This is a genomic window from Pseudomonas monsensis (assembly GCF_014268495.2).
GTDB lineage: Bacteria > Pseudomonadota > Gammaproteobacteria > Pseudomonadales > Pseudomonadaceae > Aquipseudomonas > Aquipseudomonas monsensis.
This window is the reverse complement of record NZ_CP077087.1, coordinates 4,113,909-4,128,082: the sequence shown is the minus strand read 5'-3', so window position 1 is coordinate 4,128,082 and position 14,174 is coordinate 4,113,909. Positions and strand designations below refer to the sequence as shown.

The 14,174-nt window shown below is 62.0% G+C and carries 15 protein-coding genes and 2 pseudogenes; 11 read left to right on the top strand and 6 right to left on the bottom strand.

Features of this window, described 5'->3' with window-relative positions:
- Positions 1 to 133 precede the first annotated feature (133 nt).
- On the bottom strand, positions 134 to 1,249 hold the full coding sequence (locus HV782_RS18120; protein WP_186744313.1) for an extracellular solute-binding protein: 1,116 nt from the start codon (positions 1,247 to 1,249) through the stop codon (positions 134 to 136).
- A gap of 110 nt (positions 1,250 to 1,359) precedes the next feature.
- Here HV782_RS18120 and HV782_RS18115 point away from each other — a divergent pair, with 110 nt between their 5' ends.
- Entirely contained in the window at positions 1,360 to 2,139 is a 780-nt protein-coding gene (locus HV782_RS18115) for a helix-turn-helix transcriptional regulator (protein WP_123462557.1), read from the top strand.
- Between the two features lie 48 nt (positions 2,140 to 2,187).
- Here the strand turns inward: HV782_RS18115 and HV782_RS18110 are convergent, their stop codons facing one another.
- The gene (locus HV782_RS18110; protein ID WP_128613689.1) at positions 2,188 to 3,129 is read right to left on the bottom strand and encodes a class I SAM-dependent methyltransferase; all 942 of its coding nucleotides are present in this window, start codon (positions 3,127 to 3,129) and stop codon (positions 2,188 to 2,190) included.
- Positions 3,130 to 3,328: 199 nt separating this feature from the next.
- On the opposite strand from HV782_RS18110, the gene HV782_RS18105 reads away from it, so the two are divergent.
- A complete protein-coding gene (locus HV782_RS18105; RefSeq protein WP_123462561.1) occupies positions 3,329 to 3,742 on the top strand; it encodes a response regulator in 414 nt (137 codons plus the stop codon).
- Between the two features lie 56 nt (positions 3,743 to 3,798).
- Positions 3,799 to 4,467, top strand: coding sequence for an HAD-IA family hydrolase (locus tag HV782_RS18100; protein WP_186744311.1), 669 nt, complete (start codon positions 3,799 to 3,801; stop codon positions 4,465 to 4,467).
- A gap of 29 nt (positions 4,468 to 4,496) precedes the next feature.
- Here HV782_RS18100 and HV782_RS18095 read toward each other — a convergent pair whose 3' ends face one another.
- Together HV782_RS18095 and HV782_RS18090 are read right to left on the bottom strand one after the other, a co-directional pair.
- Positions 4,497 to 5,156, bottom strand: coding sequence for a methyltransferase family protein (locus HV782_RS18095; protein ID WP_186744309.1), 660 nt, complete (start codon positions 5,154 to 5,156; stop codon positions 4,497 to 4,499).
- A 98-nt stretch (positions 5,157 to 5,254) separates the two neighbouring features.
- Positions 5,255 to 5,416 (bottom strand): annotated as a pseudogene (locus HV782_RS18090) (LysR family transcriptional regulator); the annotation flags it as partial.
- On the opposite strand from HV782_RS18090, the pseudogene HV782_RS28630 reads away from it, so the two are divergent.
- The 3 genes and pseudogenes from HV782_RS28630 to HV782_RS18080 form a co-directional block, all read left to right on the top strand.
- Positions 5,410 to 5,565: pseudogene (locus HV782_RS28630) on the top strand (aldo/keto reductase); the annotation flags it as partial. The pseudogenes HV782_RS18090 and HV782_RS28630 overlap by 7 nt on opposite strands.
- Positions 5,565 to 6,362 (top strand): SDR family NAD(P)-dependent oxidoreductase, encoded by a 798-nt coding sequence (locus HV782_RS18085; RefSeq protein WP_186744307.1) that lies wholly within the window; start codon positions 5,565 to 5,567, stop codon positions 6,360 to 6,362. The pseudogene HV782_RS28630 and the gene HV782_RS18085, both read left to right, overlap by 1 nt.
- Before the next feature lie 30 nt (positions 6,363 to 6,392).
- A complete protein-coding gene (locus tag HV782_RS18080) occupies positions 6,393 to 6,803 on the top strand; it encodes an SRPBCC family protein (protein ID WP_128616489.1) in 411 nt (136 codons plus the stop codon).
- A 127-nt stretch (positions 6,804 to 6,930) separates the two neighbouring features.
- Here the strand turns inward: HV782_RS18080 and HV782_RS18075 are convergent, their stop codons facing one another.
- A complete protein-coding gene (locus HV782_RS18075) occupies positions 6,931 to 8,325 on the bottom strand; it encodes a sensor histidine kinase (RefSeq protein ID WP_186744304.1) in 1,395 nt (464 codons plus the stop codon).
- Positions 8,303 to 8,986 carry a response regulator transcription factor gene (locus HV782_RS18070; RefSeq protein WP_042559723.1) on the bottom strand — a complete coding sequence of 228 codons (684 nt, stop codon included), beginning with the start codon at positions 8,984 to 8,986 and terminating at the stop codon, positions 8,303 to 8,305. Before HV782_RS18070 ends, HV782_RS18075 begins: the two co-directional genes overlap by 23 nt.
- 165 nt (positions 8,987 to 9,151) lie before the next feature.
- On the opposite strand from HV782_RS18070, the gene HV782_RS18065 reads away from it, so the two are divergent.
- The 5 genes from HV782_RS18065 (at position 9,152) to hcnC (ending at position 14,064) form a co-directional block, all read left to right on the top strand.
- On the top strand, positions 9,152 to 9,487 hold the full coding sequence (locus HV782_RS18065; RefSeq protein WP_186744302.1) for a YdcA family protein: 336 nt from the start codon (positions 9,152 to 9,154) through the stop codon (positions 9,485 to 9,487).
- Positions 9,488 to 9,679: 192 nt separating this feature from the next.
- Positions 9,680 to 10,609, top strand: a complete 930-nt coding sequence (locus tag HV782_RS18060) for a hypothetical protein (RefSeq protein ID WP_123462574.1) — start codon at positions 9,680 to 9,682, stop codon at positions 10,607 to 10,609.
- Positions 10,610 to 11,091: 482 nt separating this feature from the next.
- Entirely contained in the window at positions 11,092 to 11,406 is a 315-nt protein-coding gene (locus tag HV782_RS18055) for a (2Fe-2S)-binding protein (protein WP_123462962.1), read from the top strand.
- Positions 11,403 to 12,812 (top strand): cyanide-forming glycine dehydrogenase subunit HcnB, encoded by a 1,410-nt coding sequence (gene hcnB / locus HV782_RS18050; RefSeq protein WP_123462576.1) that lies wholly within the window; start codon positions 11,403 to 11,405, stop codon positions 12,810 to 12,812. Before HV782_RS18055 ends, hcnB begins: the two co-directional genes overlap by 4 nt.
- Positions 12,805 to 14,064 (top strand): cyanide-forming glycine dehydrogenase subunit HcnC, encoded by a 1,260-nt coding sequence (gene hcnC / locus HV782_RS18045; protein ID WP_128615751.1) that lies wholly within the window; start codon positions 12,805 to 12,807, stop codon positions 14,062 to 14,064. The genes hcnB and hcnC overlap by 8 nt, the downstream gene beginning before the upstream one ends.
- The last annotated feature ends 110 nt before the right edge of the window (positions 14,065 to 14,174 follow it).

The following is a 14,174-nucleotide window of genomic DNA, read 5'->3' as shown; positions in this document are numbered from 1 at the left end:
TCTGAACAAGTCACGATTGCTGAGGGAGCGGGCTTGCCCGCGAAGGCGGCGTGTCAGGCGACAACGATACTGGCTGACCGGACGCTATCGCTGGCAAGCCAGCTCCCCCAGGGGTTTGTGGTCTACAGGAGGGTTACTGGCCGTTCTTGACCTTGCTCCACACCCGCGTGCGCACCCGCTCGGTGGCTTTGGGCAGCGGCTCGAGGGTGTACAGCGTGGCCATGGCGCTGGCAGACGGATACACCGCCGGGTTGTCGCGCGTGGCTGCGGCCACCAACGGCGTGGCCGCGCGATTGCCGTTCGGATAGGACAGATGCTCACTGACCGGCGCGATCACTTCAGGGCGCAGCAGGTAGTCGATGAAGGCCAGGCCTTGCGTGCGGTTCGGTGCGTCCTTGAGCAACACCAGGGTGTCGAACCACACCGGCGCACCTTCCTTGGGCAGGCTGTAGGCGATCTTCACGCCGTTGCCTGCCTGCTCGGCGTTGGTCTTGGCTTCGAGCATCGCCCCCGACCAGCCCACTGCCACGCAGATGTTGCCGTTGGACAGGTCGCTGATGAATTTCGACGAGTTGAAGTAAGCGATGTGCGGGCGCAGTTTGAGCAGCAGCGCCTCGGCTTTCTTGTAGTCCTCGGGATCGGTGCTGTTCGGCGGCAGCCCCAGATAGTGCAGGGCCACCGGCAGCATTTCCGAGGGTGAATCGAGCATCGCCACGCCGCACTGGCCGAGTCTGGCGAGGTTGTCTTCGTTGAACACCAGGTCCCAGGAGTCCACCGGCGCCTTGTCGCCCAGGGCTGCGCGCACCTTGTCGACGTTGTAGCCGATGCCATTGGTGCCCCACAGATACGGCACGGCGTACTGGTTGCCGGGATCGTTGTTGGCGAGTTTTTTCAGCAGATCGTTGTCGAGGTTTTTCCAGCCCGGCAGTTGCTCACGGGGCAGCGGGGCGAGGGCGCCGGCCTTGATCAGCGTCGGCAGGCTGTAGTTGCTCGCCACTACCACGTCGTAGCCACTGCGGCTGGTCATCAGTTTGCCTTCGAGTACTTCGGCGCTGTCGAAGGTGTCGTAGACCGGTTGAATGCCGCTGTCGCGCTGAAAGTCGTGCAGGGTGTTCGGGCCGATGTAGTCGTACCAGTTGTAAACGTGCACGCTCGGCGCATCGGCGGCCATCGCGCTCAAGGTGACACTGATACAGGCCAGCAGACCCAGGTTGATGCCCAAGTTGATATAGCCACGGTGACGACGCATGATGCGGCACTCCTGGCCTGTGCAGGCCGGTGATGAACAGGAGTGCTCAGCCTATCGGGGCGGTCACGCCTGACCCATTCCCATCATGGGTTACTCAAAAGGGGTAGTGCGTGGACGCGTTGTTGCAGGAATTGCCGGTGCATCAGAGCCTGGCACGGGTGTTCAGCGGCGTCGGCGAAGACGGTTTCTGGCGGGCGCTAGTCGACACCCTGCGCCTGCTGGTGCCGCTGGACAACGCGCTGGTCGCGGTCATGAAAGCCGCTCAGGCACCGCAATTGTTGATCGACTTCGACAGCAAGGGCGGCGCCGATGAGCAACAGGAACTTGCCGGTTACAGCGCCGGAATGTATCTGCTCGATCCGTTTTATCAAGCCGCGTCGAATGGCATCGCCGACGGTTTGCATAGCCTGGCCTCGGTGGCGCCGGACCAGTTTCTGCACAGCGAGTATTACCAGAGCTATTTTCGCTCGGTGGTGGGCGAGGATGAGCTGCAGTTCATGATCAACGTCGAAGGCGGCGTGCTCGGTTTGTCGCTCGGTCGGGCGACGAGGTTCGACCTGGCCGAGCAGGGCCGGCTGTTATGCGTACGTGATTGGGTCCTGGCAGCGATGCGTCGGCATGTGCAGTTGTTGCCGCCGCAGGGCGTGCCGGTTGAGGCGGTGGTCGGCGATCTGGCGACGTTGCTCGATCGTTTTGACGCGCGGCTGACGGTGCGCGAAATCGACACGGCGCGCCTGATTCTGCAGGGCTTTTCCAGCAAGGCGATGGCCCGGCAGCTGGGCATTTCACCGGAAACCGTCAAGGTCCACCGGCGCAATCTCTATCACAAGCTCAATGTGAACGGGCATGGCGAGCTGTTTGCGCTGGTGTTGCGTCCACCCACTGCCTGATGCACCACAGTCCCTGTAGGCGTGAGCCTGCAGGGATTTTCGGGGGTGTCAGCCGTGGCGCTGGAAGACCAAGGCCTTGAGGCCGCTTTGCGGGTCGATATCGGGGAATTCCGGTGGATTTTCCAGTCGCTGTTCAAAGCGCAGGCTCGGGGCCTCCTGCGTCACCCCGTCGATCAGGAAGTCCGCCCCGAACGACGGATCGTTCATGCACGCCAGCACCGTCCCTTGCGCTGTCAGCAACTCCGGCAGACGCCGCAGCACGCGCTGGTAATCCTTGGTCAGCAGAAAACTGCCTTTCTGAAACGACGGCGGGTCGATGATCACCAGGTCATACGGGCCGCTGTTGATCACCTTGCCCCAGGACTTGAACAGGTCATGCCCGAGGAAGCTGACCTTGCTCAGGTCATGGCCGTTCAGGCGATGGTTGTCGCGACCGCGGCTCAGTGCCGCGCGAGACATGTCGAGGTTGACCACATGGCTGGCGCCACCCGCGATGGCCGCCACGGAGAAGCCGCAGGTGTAGGCGAAGAGGTTGAGCACCCGTTTGCCGCTGGCCTGCTCGCGCACCCAGTTGCGCCCGTAACGCATGTCGAGAAACAGCCCGGCGTTCTGCTTGCGCCCCAGATCGACGCGATACTGCAAGCCGCCTTCGACGATGGTCATTTCCTCGATCTCCTCGCCCAGCAGCCACTCGGCGGTGCTCTGCGGCAGGTAACGATGCTGGATCAGCAAGGTCTGCGCGCCAGACTGCAGCCACTGCGGCGAACGGCTGATCTGCAGCAACAAGTCCTTGAGTGCCGCGAGTTGTTCGGGCGCCGGCTCCTTGAACAGCGACACCAGCACCACGCCCTGCAACCAGTCCACGGTCACCTGCTCAAGCCCCGGCCAGCAGCGCCCGCGTCCGTGAAACAGGCGACGGGTTTCGCTCGGTGCCGCCGCCAGCGCGGGCAGCAAATGGGCGTGAAGGGTGGCGAGGGCTTCAGGGTTCATCGGTCAGGGTCGGCAAGCAAAAGGGCCGGCATTTTAACCACAAACGGGCGGCGGCGAACGTCTGTCTGCGCCGGTCTTGGGCGTTCTTTCGGAAAAGACCTGTATCAAAAGTGAATTTCTGTAGAAGCCGCTGCTCATACCAGTTAAGCAGCGGATTCACGCCGCTAAATCGTTAATGCAATTCAGGGAGTGCTGTTCCATGTGCCCAACACCAACGGCGAACGCGCACCTTCCTGGCGGGTTGATTCTGGTGGTTGAGGATGACCCGTTGATTCTGGAGTTTCTTTGCGAAATTCTTCAGGAGGAAGGTTTCAAGGTCGAACCGCAAACCAGTGCCGATGCGGCGTCGCTTTACCTGGAAAAGCACGCGCAGCAAGTGGCGCTGTTGCTGACCGACATCACCATGCCCGGCACCCTCAACGGTGCTGATCTGGCCAACCTCGTCGGCGACCGCTGGCCGGAGAAGCCGGTGATGGTCATGTCCGGTTATGAAACCCCGGAAACCTCGGGGGTCAAGCATCCGGTCGCGTTCATCAAAAAGCCGTGGGCCATCGGCCAGTTGCTCGATTGCGTGGACAGCGCATTCAAGTCCAAGGCTCCGCGCCTGCACTGACAAGTGCTACATTGCCGGGCCTATTGTGCCCGGCACCTTGCCAGAGGAAGCGACCCTTGCCTGTTCACGACGCTGTATTCAATCGCGCATTCGGCGCCTTTCTGTTCGACATGGACGGCACCGTCCTCAACTCCATCGCCGCCGCCGAACGCATCTGGTCCGCCTGGGCCGTGCGCCACGGCGTCGATGTCGAGGCGTTTTTGCCGACCATTCATGGCGTGCGGGCCATCGACACGATCAATCGCCTGAACCTGCCCGGGGTGGACGCTGAAGCACAAGCGGCGTTTATCACCAAAGCGGAAATCGAAGACGTCGAAGGCATTGTCGAGATTCCCGGTGCGGCGGCATTTCTCAACGGTCTGCCCGGGGATCGCTGGGCCATGGTGACCTCGGCGCCGCGGGATCTGGCATTGCGGCGGATGGCGGCGGCGGGGATACCCGAACCGGCGGTGATGATCACCGCAGAAGATGTGCAGGCCGGCAAACCTGATCCGGCCGGCTACCTGCTGGCGGCCCGACGCCTGGGCCTCGAGCCGCGTGATTGCCTGATTTTCGAGGACGCCGCCGTCGGTATCCAGGCCGCTGAAGCGGCTGGCGCAGCACTGGTGATCATCACCACCACGCATCAGCATCCGCTGCACACAACTCATGCAACGCTGGCCGGTTATGACGCGGTCCAGGTCAACGTCGACAGTGCTGGCAAGCTGCGCCTGCAAGCCGACTGATTCAACTCAATCCCTGGGGGAGCGTGTTGTCAGTAAACCCCCGGCAGCAAGCGCCAGCTGCGCGCGCAATAAGCGTCGTACTCGGCGCCAAACTGCCCGCGCAGCAGCGCCTCTTCGGAATGAATGCGGGCGATCAACGGGATCAGGGTCAGTGCGGCGAGCAGCAGCCCGACCAGCGAACGAAACGCCAGCGCCCAGCCTACAGCGTTGATCACCAGCCCCAGATAACTGGGATTGCGCAACCGTTGGTAGATGCCATCGGTGACCAGCCGATGCCCCGGCTGGATCGCCACCAGTCCGCTGAAGCGCCGCCCGAGCACAAACACCGGCCACAAGCGCAGCGCGCCGCCGATGATAAACAGCAGCGCGCCGAACCAGCGGATGCCTTCGCCACCCAGCGTGAGGATATTCAGGCGGTCGCAGTAGGCCGGCAGAAAACCGCTGATCAAACCAATCACGCCGAATGCGGGAATCACCCAGCGATTGGCCCGGTCCTCGCGTTCGCCTGAACTCAGGTTCACTTCGGTGAACAGCGAGGCGATCACCATCGCCAACGTCGCCAGGGTCACGACCACCAGCGAGCCATGGGAAAAGAACACCGCCACACCACCAATTCCCCACATTGCCAGCCCCAGGTAAGCGAGCGTGGCGAGTATCGCGACGACGGTCATTTGCGCAGACATTTTCATGGCGGCCTCACGGCAAAAGGCTGATCCGTTCAGTGTAGATCGCCAGTGTTTTTCTGGAGGAGTGAGCCTGCTCGCGATGGCGATGCTTCATTCAACGGCTGCTCGGGCAAGGCCGGCAGCATCGGATCGTCGAGCACCTGAACACCCGGCAGGTCGGAGTCGTCATCGGTCGGCGGCTCACTCACCAACGCGATATCGAGGCTACGCTGACGCAGGCCTTCGAGTTGCTCGGCGGCGCTCAAGTTGTACCGCGCCACATGCGCTTGCCGAGGATGTCGCGGCGTCGGCGGCGGTGATACCGGCCGGGTTCTGGCAGGTGTTGCGTGAGGCAAAACTGGTTTCTGAACGGGCGCCGTTGCCGGATCAACAGATCGCAGCCTGCGGCAGCTCCTACCTGGGAGGTGTGTGATGAAAATTGATTTGAGCGGTAAGTTGGCCATTGTCAGTGGCAGCACGGCGGGTATTGGCCTGGGCATCAGCCAGTCGCTGGCCGAAGCCGGCGCCACGGTCGTGGTGATCGGTCGCGACACGGTCAAGGTTGACGCGGCGCTGGCGAGCATTCGGCAGAAGGTGCCGGGCGCGCAATTACGCGGTCTGACGGCTGATCTGGGCAGCGCCGAAGGCGCCGAAAAACTGTTCGCTGCACAACCGCGGGCGGACATCCTGGTAAACAACCTCGGCATCTTCGACGCGGTGGATTTCTTCGACACCCCGGACAGCGAGTGGACACGGTTCTACGAGGTCAACGTGATTTCCGGCGTGCGCCTGTCGCGGCACTACGTGCCGGCGATGGTCGAGCAGGGCTGGGGGCGGGTGATTTTCCTGTCTTCTGAATCCGGTGTGGCGACGCCGGCCGACATGCTCAACTATGGCGTGACCAAAAGCGCTAACCTCGCGGTGTCGCATGGCCTGGCCAAGCGCCTGGCTGGCACTGGCGTCACGGTCAATGCGATCCTGCCGGGCCCGACGTTCACCGACGGTCTGGAGCAGATGCTCAAGGACGCCGCTGCCGAGTCCGGTCGCAGCCTGCGCGATGAGGCCGACGCCTTTGTGCAAAAGGCTCGACCCACCTCGATCATCCAGCGCGTGGCCGATGTCGAAGAAGTTGCGCATCTGGTCACCTACATCGCTTCGCCGCTGTCCTCGGCCACGACCGGCGCGGCCCTGCGGGTTGATGGCGGTGTCGTCGACAGCATGGCGATCTGAAACCGAAGTCTTCTGGAGAAACCTTTATTTATGGCAACTGCATCAGCAACGATCGACATTCCGGCCTCGGCCGATCAGGTCTGGCAATTGATCGGCGGCTTCAACACGCTGCCGGACTGGCTGCCGTTGATTCCCAAGAGTGAGCTGAGCGCGGGCGGGCGCGTGCGCACCCTGCAAACCGCTGACGGCGCAGTGGTGATCGAACGCCTGCAAACGTTCGATAACGCAGCGAAGACCTACAGCTATTCAATCGAACAGGCGCCGTTCCCGGCCACGGATTATCTGGCGACGATCAAGGTCGAGGCGCACGGGCAGGGCGCGCGGGTGACGTGGTCGGGACGCTTCACGGCCAACGGCGTAAGTGAGGAGGAGGTGGTGGCGTTGTTCAGCGGCATCTACCAGGGCGGCCTCGCAGCCCTGCGGGCCAATTACCCCGCCTGATTGAACGCCACAAAAACCCTTGCAGGCGTGAGCCTGCTCGCGATAGCGGTCGATCATTCAACAAACATGTTGGCTGACCCACCGACATCGCGAGCAGGCTCACGCCTACATTGCATCGCGGTGATTTTCAGGATTTTGAAATCAGACTCTGCCGACAATCGAGCATCAGTTTCGCCCCGCCAAGATCGCTCTGGCCCACTTCAAGACTGAAGCCATGCAGGCTGACAATCGCTGCCACAATCGACAGGCCGAGGCCAAAGCCACTTTGCGGTTGCCCACCCTCGGCCCGGTAGAACCGCTGAAACACCGCCTCACGCTCGGCCTCGGGAATCCCCGGCCCGGAATCGTGGACTTCGATCCGCGTATGCCCGCCGTCATTCACGCCGCGCAGGATCACCGTGCCGCCAGCCGGGGTGAACTTGATCGAGTTGCTCAACAGATTCGCCAGCGCCTCGAATAACAGTGCCCGATCACCGTTCAGGCGTGGCAGGGTTTCCGGCATGTTCAGTACAAACAGCAGTTCGCCTTCCTCGGCCAGCGGCAGGTAAAACTCGTGCAGTTCTTGCAGCAATTGCACCGGATCGAGCTCGACAAAACCCGAGCGGCGCTGACGGTCTTCCAGTTCGGAAATCCGCAACAACCCGCGAAACCGCGCCATCAGCGTATCCGCTTCCGCCAGCACCAGATCCAGTTGCGCCGCTTCCTGCGAGCCTTCACCGGCCTGTTGTTGCATGCGGTACAACTGCGCGCGCAGGCGGGTCAGCGGGGTGCGCAGATCGTGAGCGATGTTGTCGCACACGCCTTTGACCTCATGCATCAACCGTTCGATGCGCTCAAGCATGGCGTTGACGATGGCGGCGAGCATGTCCAGTTCATCGCGGCGATTGGACAGCGGCAAGCGGTGGGTCAAATCGCCCGCGACGATGGACTGGGCACTGGCCTGAATCGCTCGAATCCGCCGCAAGGGCCGACGGCGTAACAAATGCCAGCCGGCAATCCCCGGCAAAATCGTCAGCGACACGCCCCAGAACAACGCGTGCAGGATGATCCGCGTCACCGCGAACAGCGAGCCGTTGTCGCGCAACAACACCAGCCAGCGTCCGTCACGGGTTTGCGTGGCAACGGCGTCGCAACTGTCGGCGGGCAGGGTCGGATCGTCGGAGTCGGCGCAGTCGACGAGCATGTGGATCTTGCCGTCCAGCGGCAGGCCTTCGGGGATCCGTTGCAGTGCGCCACCGAGGTAGGTGCCTTCGGCATCGAACAGGCCATAGGCGTCGATGCCGCGGATGTCGAAGGTCATGCTCGCGGCGAGGGCTTCTTCCAGTTGCTCGCCACGAAAGTGCGAAAACAGGTGCTGACGCTGCATTAGCGAATGTTTGGCGAGGTTGTCGAGGTAGCCGGACACCTCGAAATACATGACCCCCATGAGGATCGCGCTCCATGCCACGAACAGCGAACTGTACAGCGCCAGCAAACGGCTGCTGGAGGAGCGCCAGCCGTCAGACGGGTTCGGCAATGACATAACCCGAGCCCCGTACCGTGCGGATCAGCGGAACGTTGCCGGCAGCGTCGATTTTCTTGCGCAGACGGCCGATGTGTACGTCGATCAGGTTGGTGCCCGGGTCGAAGTGATAACCCCAGACCTCTTCGAAAATCATCATGCGCGAGAGGATCTGGCCGCTGTTGCGCATCAGGAATTCCAGCAGTTTGTATTCGGTCGGCAACAGCGTCAGGACTTGTTCGGCGCGACGCGCTTCGTGGCTGATCAAGTCCAGCTGCAGATCCGCGACCTGCAAGGTCGTCGCCTGGGTCGCGCCGCTGTTCTGCCGGCGCAACAACACTTCGACCCGCGCCGCCATCTCGTCGGTGGCGAACGGTTTGGTCAGGTAATCATCGCCACCGGCACGCAGGCCGCGCACGCGCTCGTCGACATCGGACAGGGCGCTGATCATCAGGATCGGCGTGGCCACGCCCATGGTGCGCAGGGTGGTGACGATGGCCAGGCCATCCAGTTCGGGCAACATGCGGTCGAGAGTGATCAGGTCGTAATTGCCGCTCACCGCCCGGTCGAGGCCTTCGCGGCCATTGTCGACCCAGTCGACGTCGAGCCCGTGGCTGCTCAATTCGGCGACGATTTCCCGGGCGGTCACGGCGTCGTCTTCGATGGTCAAAATACGCGTCATAGGGCTGGCCTTGATCGGTTCAACGGAATGGCTGCATTTTGCCAAGAAATTTCCGTGATGCTTTAAATTAACTTTCATGTTGTAGCTGCCATTGAGCGGGCTTGGGGAAATATTTTCCTGAACGTTGATATCATCTGGCCACAATCTCAATAAGGAGTGGTTTCGGTGCGTACGTTGATTCGCCGTGGCTGGATGCCAATAACCGGGTTGGTGCTGACGCTGTTGAGTGCTTCGGCGATCGCCGCCAATACCCCTTGTTCCGGGAAGAAGGGCGGAATTGATCGTTGCGACGGCGACCTGTTCCTGTGCAATGACGGCTCTATCAGCGGCTCGAAGAAAAGCTGTGCCGCCCTGTTCGGCGAACGCCAGCAGGTGCGCCCGCAAAACTTTCTGCAGAGCGATGATGGCTGTGCTTGCGGCACAGGCTCGTTTTGCACGGGGCCGCGCGGAGGCGTGTATTGCCTGACGCCCAGTGGTAACAAAAGCTACAAGCGCAAATAACGTGCCTCGCCGCCAATGCATAAAACCCGCTGTTCTGGGGCATTTGTTGCAAGTTGCATGGTCCGGGGAAGTTCATTTTTTATAACTGATTGAAACTAAAGGATTTATTTAATTTCTGCGACTGGCACGGTCACTGCAATTCGTCTGATGACGAGTTGTAACACTATTTTTCATGCCTGGAGCGGTACAACAATGAATAGATCCTCAGATGGGTTTTATCCTGCTTACGAAGACTCGAGCAGCGTGTCAGGCGTTTCCTGGGGCGCGATTTTCGCCGGTGCGGCGGCTGCCGCTGCACTGTCGATGATTCTCGTGCTGCTCGGTTTCGGTTTGGGTTTCTCTGCCGTTTCACCGTGGGCCGGAGAGGGCATCAGCGCCAAGGGCCTGGGCATTTCCACGATTGTCTGGCTGGCGGCGACGCAAATCATCGCTTCGGGCATGGGGGGTTACATCGCCGGTCGTCTGCGGGTGAAGTGGGCGAACATGCACGGTGACGAAGTGTATTTCCGCGACACCGCCCACGGTTTCCTCGCATGGTGTGTGGCCACGCTCGTTACCGCAGTGCTGGTGGTGGGCTCGGTCAGCAGCGTGATCAGTGGTGGCGTGCAGGCGGGTGCCAGTGTCGCCGGCGGTGCCGCCAGCGCCATTACCCAGGCAGCCGGTACGGCTGCGGCAAACACCGACAGCAATCAGTACGGTTACTTCGTCGACAGCCTGTTCCGTGATGACCGTCCTGCAGCCGTCAGCGATGACGCCGCCCGTGGCACCGTGACTCGTATCTTTGCGCAAAGCCTGGCCAATGGTCAGCTCAGCGCCGAAGACCGTACTTACCTTGCGCAACTCGTCGCTCAACGGACCAACCTGACCCAGGCCGATGCCGAACGTCGCGTCGATGAAATCTACGCACGTACCCAGAAAGCCATCGCCGACGCCAAAGTCAAAGCTCAAGAAGCCGCCGACACCGCTGCCAAAGTCGCTGCCTGGACGTCGCTGTGGATGTTCATCTCGCTGCTGGCCGGTGCGTTCTTCGCCAGCTTCGCCGCCACCTTCGGCGGTCGTCGTCGCGATGCGGTCGAGTACGTTGAAGTCGACACTTACACCACGACCACCCCGGTCCGTTAATCAAGGAGAACCACCATGCGCTCACTACTGCTGTTTTTCCTCGGCGTACCGATCCCGATCATCATTCTGATCGCCCTGTTCGTGCACTGATTGCTCTATAGGGGTTCATTGCCTCGGCCGCTTCCACTTCACGGTGAAAGCGGCTTTTTCATTGTTGCCGCTGACCTGCGCAGGGGCTGTCGAAGGCTGTGATCCTTTGACCTTGATTTTTTAAAACAGGATCAAGAGATCGCAACCCGCAGCAGCGCCTGCAGGCAGAGATGTTTTAACGATCTGGATCAATATTCCCTTGGGCGAGATCACCTAACTTAAAAGATCCAGGCCCTTGTCGCGGTATCGACTACAGTGCTCCGGTGCGCAATTTGCTGCGCTCATGGAGTCGCCCGGCAGATCCCACCAAAAACCACAACGGGTCGCCAGGCAGAGTGCAGCAAGGAGCTGACGTAGAACTCCCCTGAACCTTTTCACGGATGAACATTGCAATGCACTGCCTAGAACGAACCTTCGATATTCAGCCTTTGACCCAGGCGGATATGACCGTCCACATCAACGGCCAACCGGTGACCGCCGCCATCGGCGAAACCGTGCTCAGCGTCATTCAATCCCTTGGCGTACGCCAGATCGCCCGCAACGATCATGACCAGATCAGCGGCGCCTACTGCGGCATGGGCGTGTGCCAGTGTTGCCTGGTCAAAATCAACGGCCGACACAAGCGCCGCGCCTGCCAGACCGTGGTACGCGACGGCATGCGCATCGAGACCCAGGTCAACCGCGTCGCCGCGCAGGAGGTCGTATGAGTCAGCAACCGTTGATCGTCGGTGGCGGCCCGGCGGGCATGGCTGCGGCCATCGAACTGGCCCGGCACGGCGTGCGTTGTACCCTGCTCGAAGAAGCGTCGCGCCTTGGCGGGGTGGTCTATCGCGGGCCGCTGCGCGATGGCGTGCAACTGGATTATCTGGGGCCGCGTTACGCTGAAGTGCTGGGCAAACTGCACGGTGATTTTCAGGCGCAGGCCGGGTTGATCGACGTGCGTCTGAACCATCGCGTGATCGGCGCCGAGGGCTCGCGGGCACTGGTGGTGCTGGACGGCGACGAGCAACTGCACTCGATCGAGTACCCGCAAGTGCTGTTGGCTGCCGGTTGCCACGAACGCAGTGTGCCGTTTCCCGGCTGGACGCTGCCGGGGGTCATCATGCTGGGCGGTCTGCAACTGCAAATCAAAAGCGGCGTGGTCAAGCCGCAAGGGCCGGTGATCATTGCCGGCACCGGGCCGTTGTTGCCGCTGGTAGCGACCCAGCTGCACGCCTCGGGCGTGCGTGTGGCGGGGGTGTATGAGGCCTGCGTGTTCAGCAAGATCGCCCGCGAGAGTCTGGCGCTGTTGAACAAGCCGCAGCTGTTCCTCGATGGCCTGAGCATGCTCGCGTACCTGAAACTGCACGGCATCCCGATGAATTACGGCTGGGGCGTGGTCGAAGCCCACGGCGAAGGCGAACTGAAAAGTGTCAGCGTCGCGCCCTATTCGGCGACGTGGGAGCCGGACCTGTCCCGTGTCGAACGCTTCGAAGCGCAGACGCTGGCGGTCGGTTACGGCTTCATCCCGCGTACCCAACTCAGCCAGCAGATGGGCCTCGATCACGGCTTCAGCGACGACGGCTATCTGCGCGCCAACGCCAATATCTGGCAGCAAAGCAGCGAACCCCATGTGCACCTGGCCGGCGACATGGGCGGGATTCGCGGCGGGGAAGCGGCGATGCTCGCCGGCAAGATCGCTGCGACGTCGATCCTGTTGCAACGCGGCGTGCTCGAAGAGGAGCTGGCGCGAGTCCGCCGTGACCGCTACCTGAGCAAACTCAAAGCCATCGTGCGCTTTCGCGCTGCCGTGGATCGCTACACCGAGCGCGGCGTCGGCCAGACCGCGTTGCCGGCCGCCGACACGGTGATCTGCCGCTGCGAACACACGACCCGCGCCGACATCGACCGCGCGCTGGAGCAGGGCGTGCAAGACATCGCCAGCCTGAAAATGCGCACCCGGGTGAGCATGGGCGACTGTCAGGGGCGGATGTGCGTCGGCTATTGCAGCGACCGTCTGCGCCAGGCCACCGGACGCAAGGACGTCGGCTGGCTGCGTCCGCGTTTCCCGATTGATCCAATTCCATTTTCCGCGTTCCAGTCCGTCGGCACGGAGGCCGCTGCCCATGAGTAAGTTCTATGACGTGATCATTGCCGGTGGCGGCGTGATCGGGGCGTCCTGCGCCTATCAATTGTCCAAGCGCCAGGGCCTCAAGGTCGCGCTGATTGATGCCAAGCGGCCGGGCAACGCGACCCGTGCTTCGGCCGGTGGTTTGTGGGCGATCGGTGAATCGGTCGGCCTCGGCTGCGGGGTGATTTTCTTCCGCATGATGTCGGCCAATCGCAAGCGCGAAACCCAGGGCGCGGCGGTGGCGGTAGACGCCAGCACACCGCATATCCTGCCGGCGTCGTTCTTCGATTTCGCCCTGCAGTCCAACGCGCTGTACCCGGCGTTGCACCGGGAGCTGAAAGACCACCACGGGATGGATTTCAAGTTCGAAAAGACCGGGCTGAAATTCGTCATTTATGACGACGAAGACCGGCTCTACGCCGAACACATCGTCGGTTGCATTCCGCACCTCGCCGATCAGGTGCGCTGGCTCGATCAGGCCGCGCTGCGTGCAGCCGAGCCGAGCGTCAGTCACGAGGCCCGTGGCGCACTGGAGTTTCTGTGCGATCACCAGGTCAGCCCGTTTCGCCTCGCCGATGCCTATCTGGAGGGTGCGCGGCAGAACGGTGTCGATATCTTCGTCAACACCAACGTGACCGGTGTGCTGCACCACGGCACCCGCGTGACCGGGGTGCAGACGGCGGAGGCGGGGGTGTTTCACTGCAAGACGCTGATCAACGCGGGCGGCGCCTGGGCGGCGGATTTGAGCGAGTGGGCGACGGGCATCCGCATTCCGGTGAAACCGGTTAAGGGCCAGATTCTGCTGACCGAACGCCTGCCGAAAATCCTCAACGGCTGCCTGACCACCAGCGATTGCTACGTGGCGCAAAAGGACAACGGCGAGATCCTGATCGGCAGCACCACCGAAGACAAGGGTTTCGACGTGACCACCACTTACCCGGAAATCGCCGGGCTGGTGCAGGGGGCGGTGCGCTGCCTGCCGGAACTCAAGGACGTCAACCTCAAGCGCACCTGGGCCGGACTGCGTCCGGGCTCGCCGGACGAGTTGCCGATTCTCGGGCCGATGCGTGGGGTGGAGGGCTACATGAATGCCTGCGGACACTTCCGCACCGGCATTCTGACGTCGGCGATTACCGGTGTGCTGCTGGACAAACTGATCAACGACGAGCCGCTGCCGCTGGATATCACGCCGTTCCTGGCCGACCGGTTTGAGGTCGCGCCGGTCAAGCACGAGCATGAATTAGAGCTGGCCTGATTCAAGTCACATTGATGCGGAATGTGCTGGCCTCTTCGCTGGCAAGCCAGCTCCCCCAGGGTTTTCAGTCGTTCATAAAACCTGGGGGAGCGGGCTTGCCCGCGAAGGCG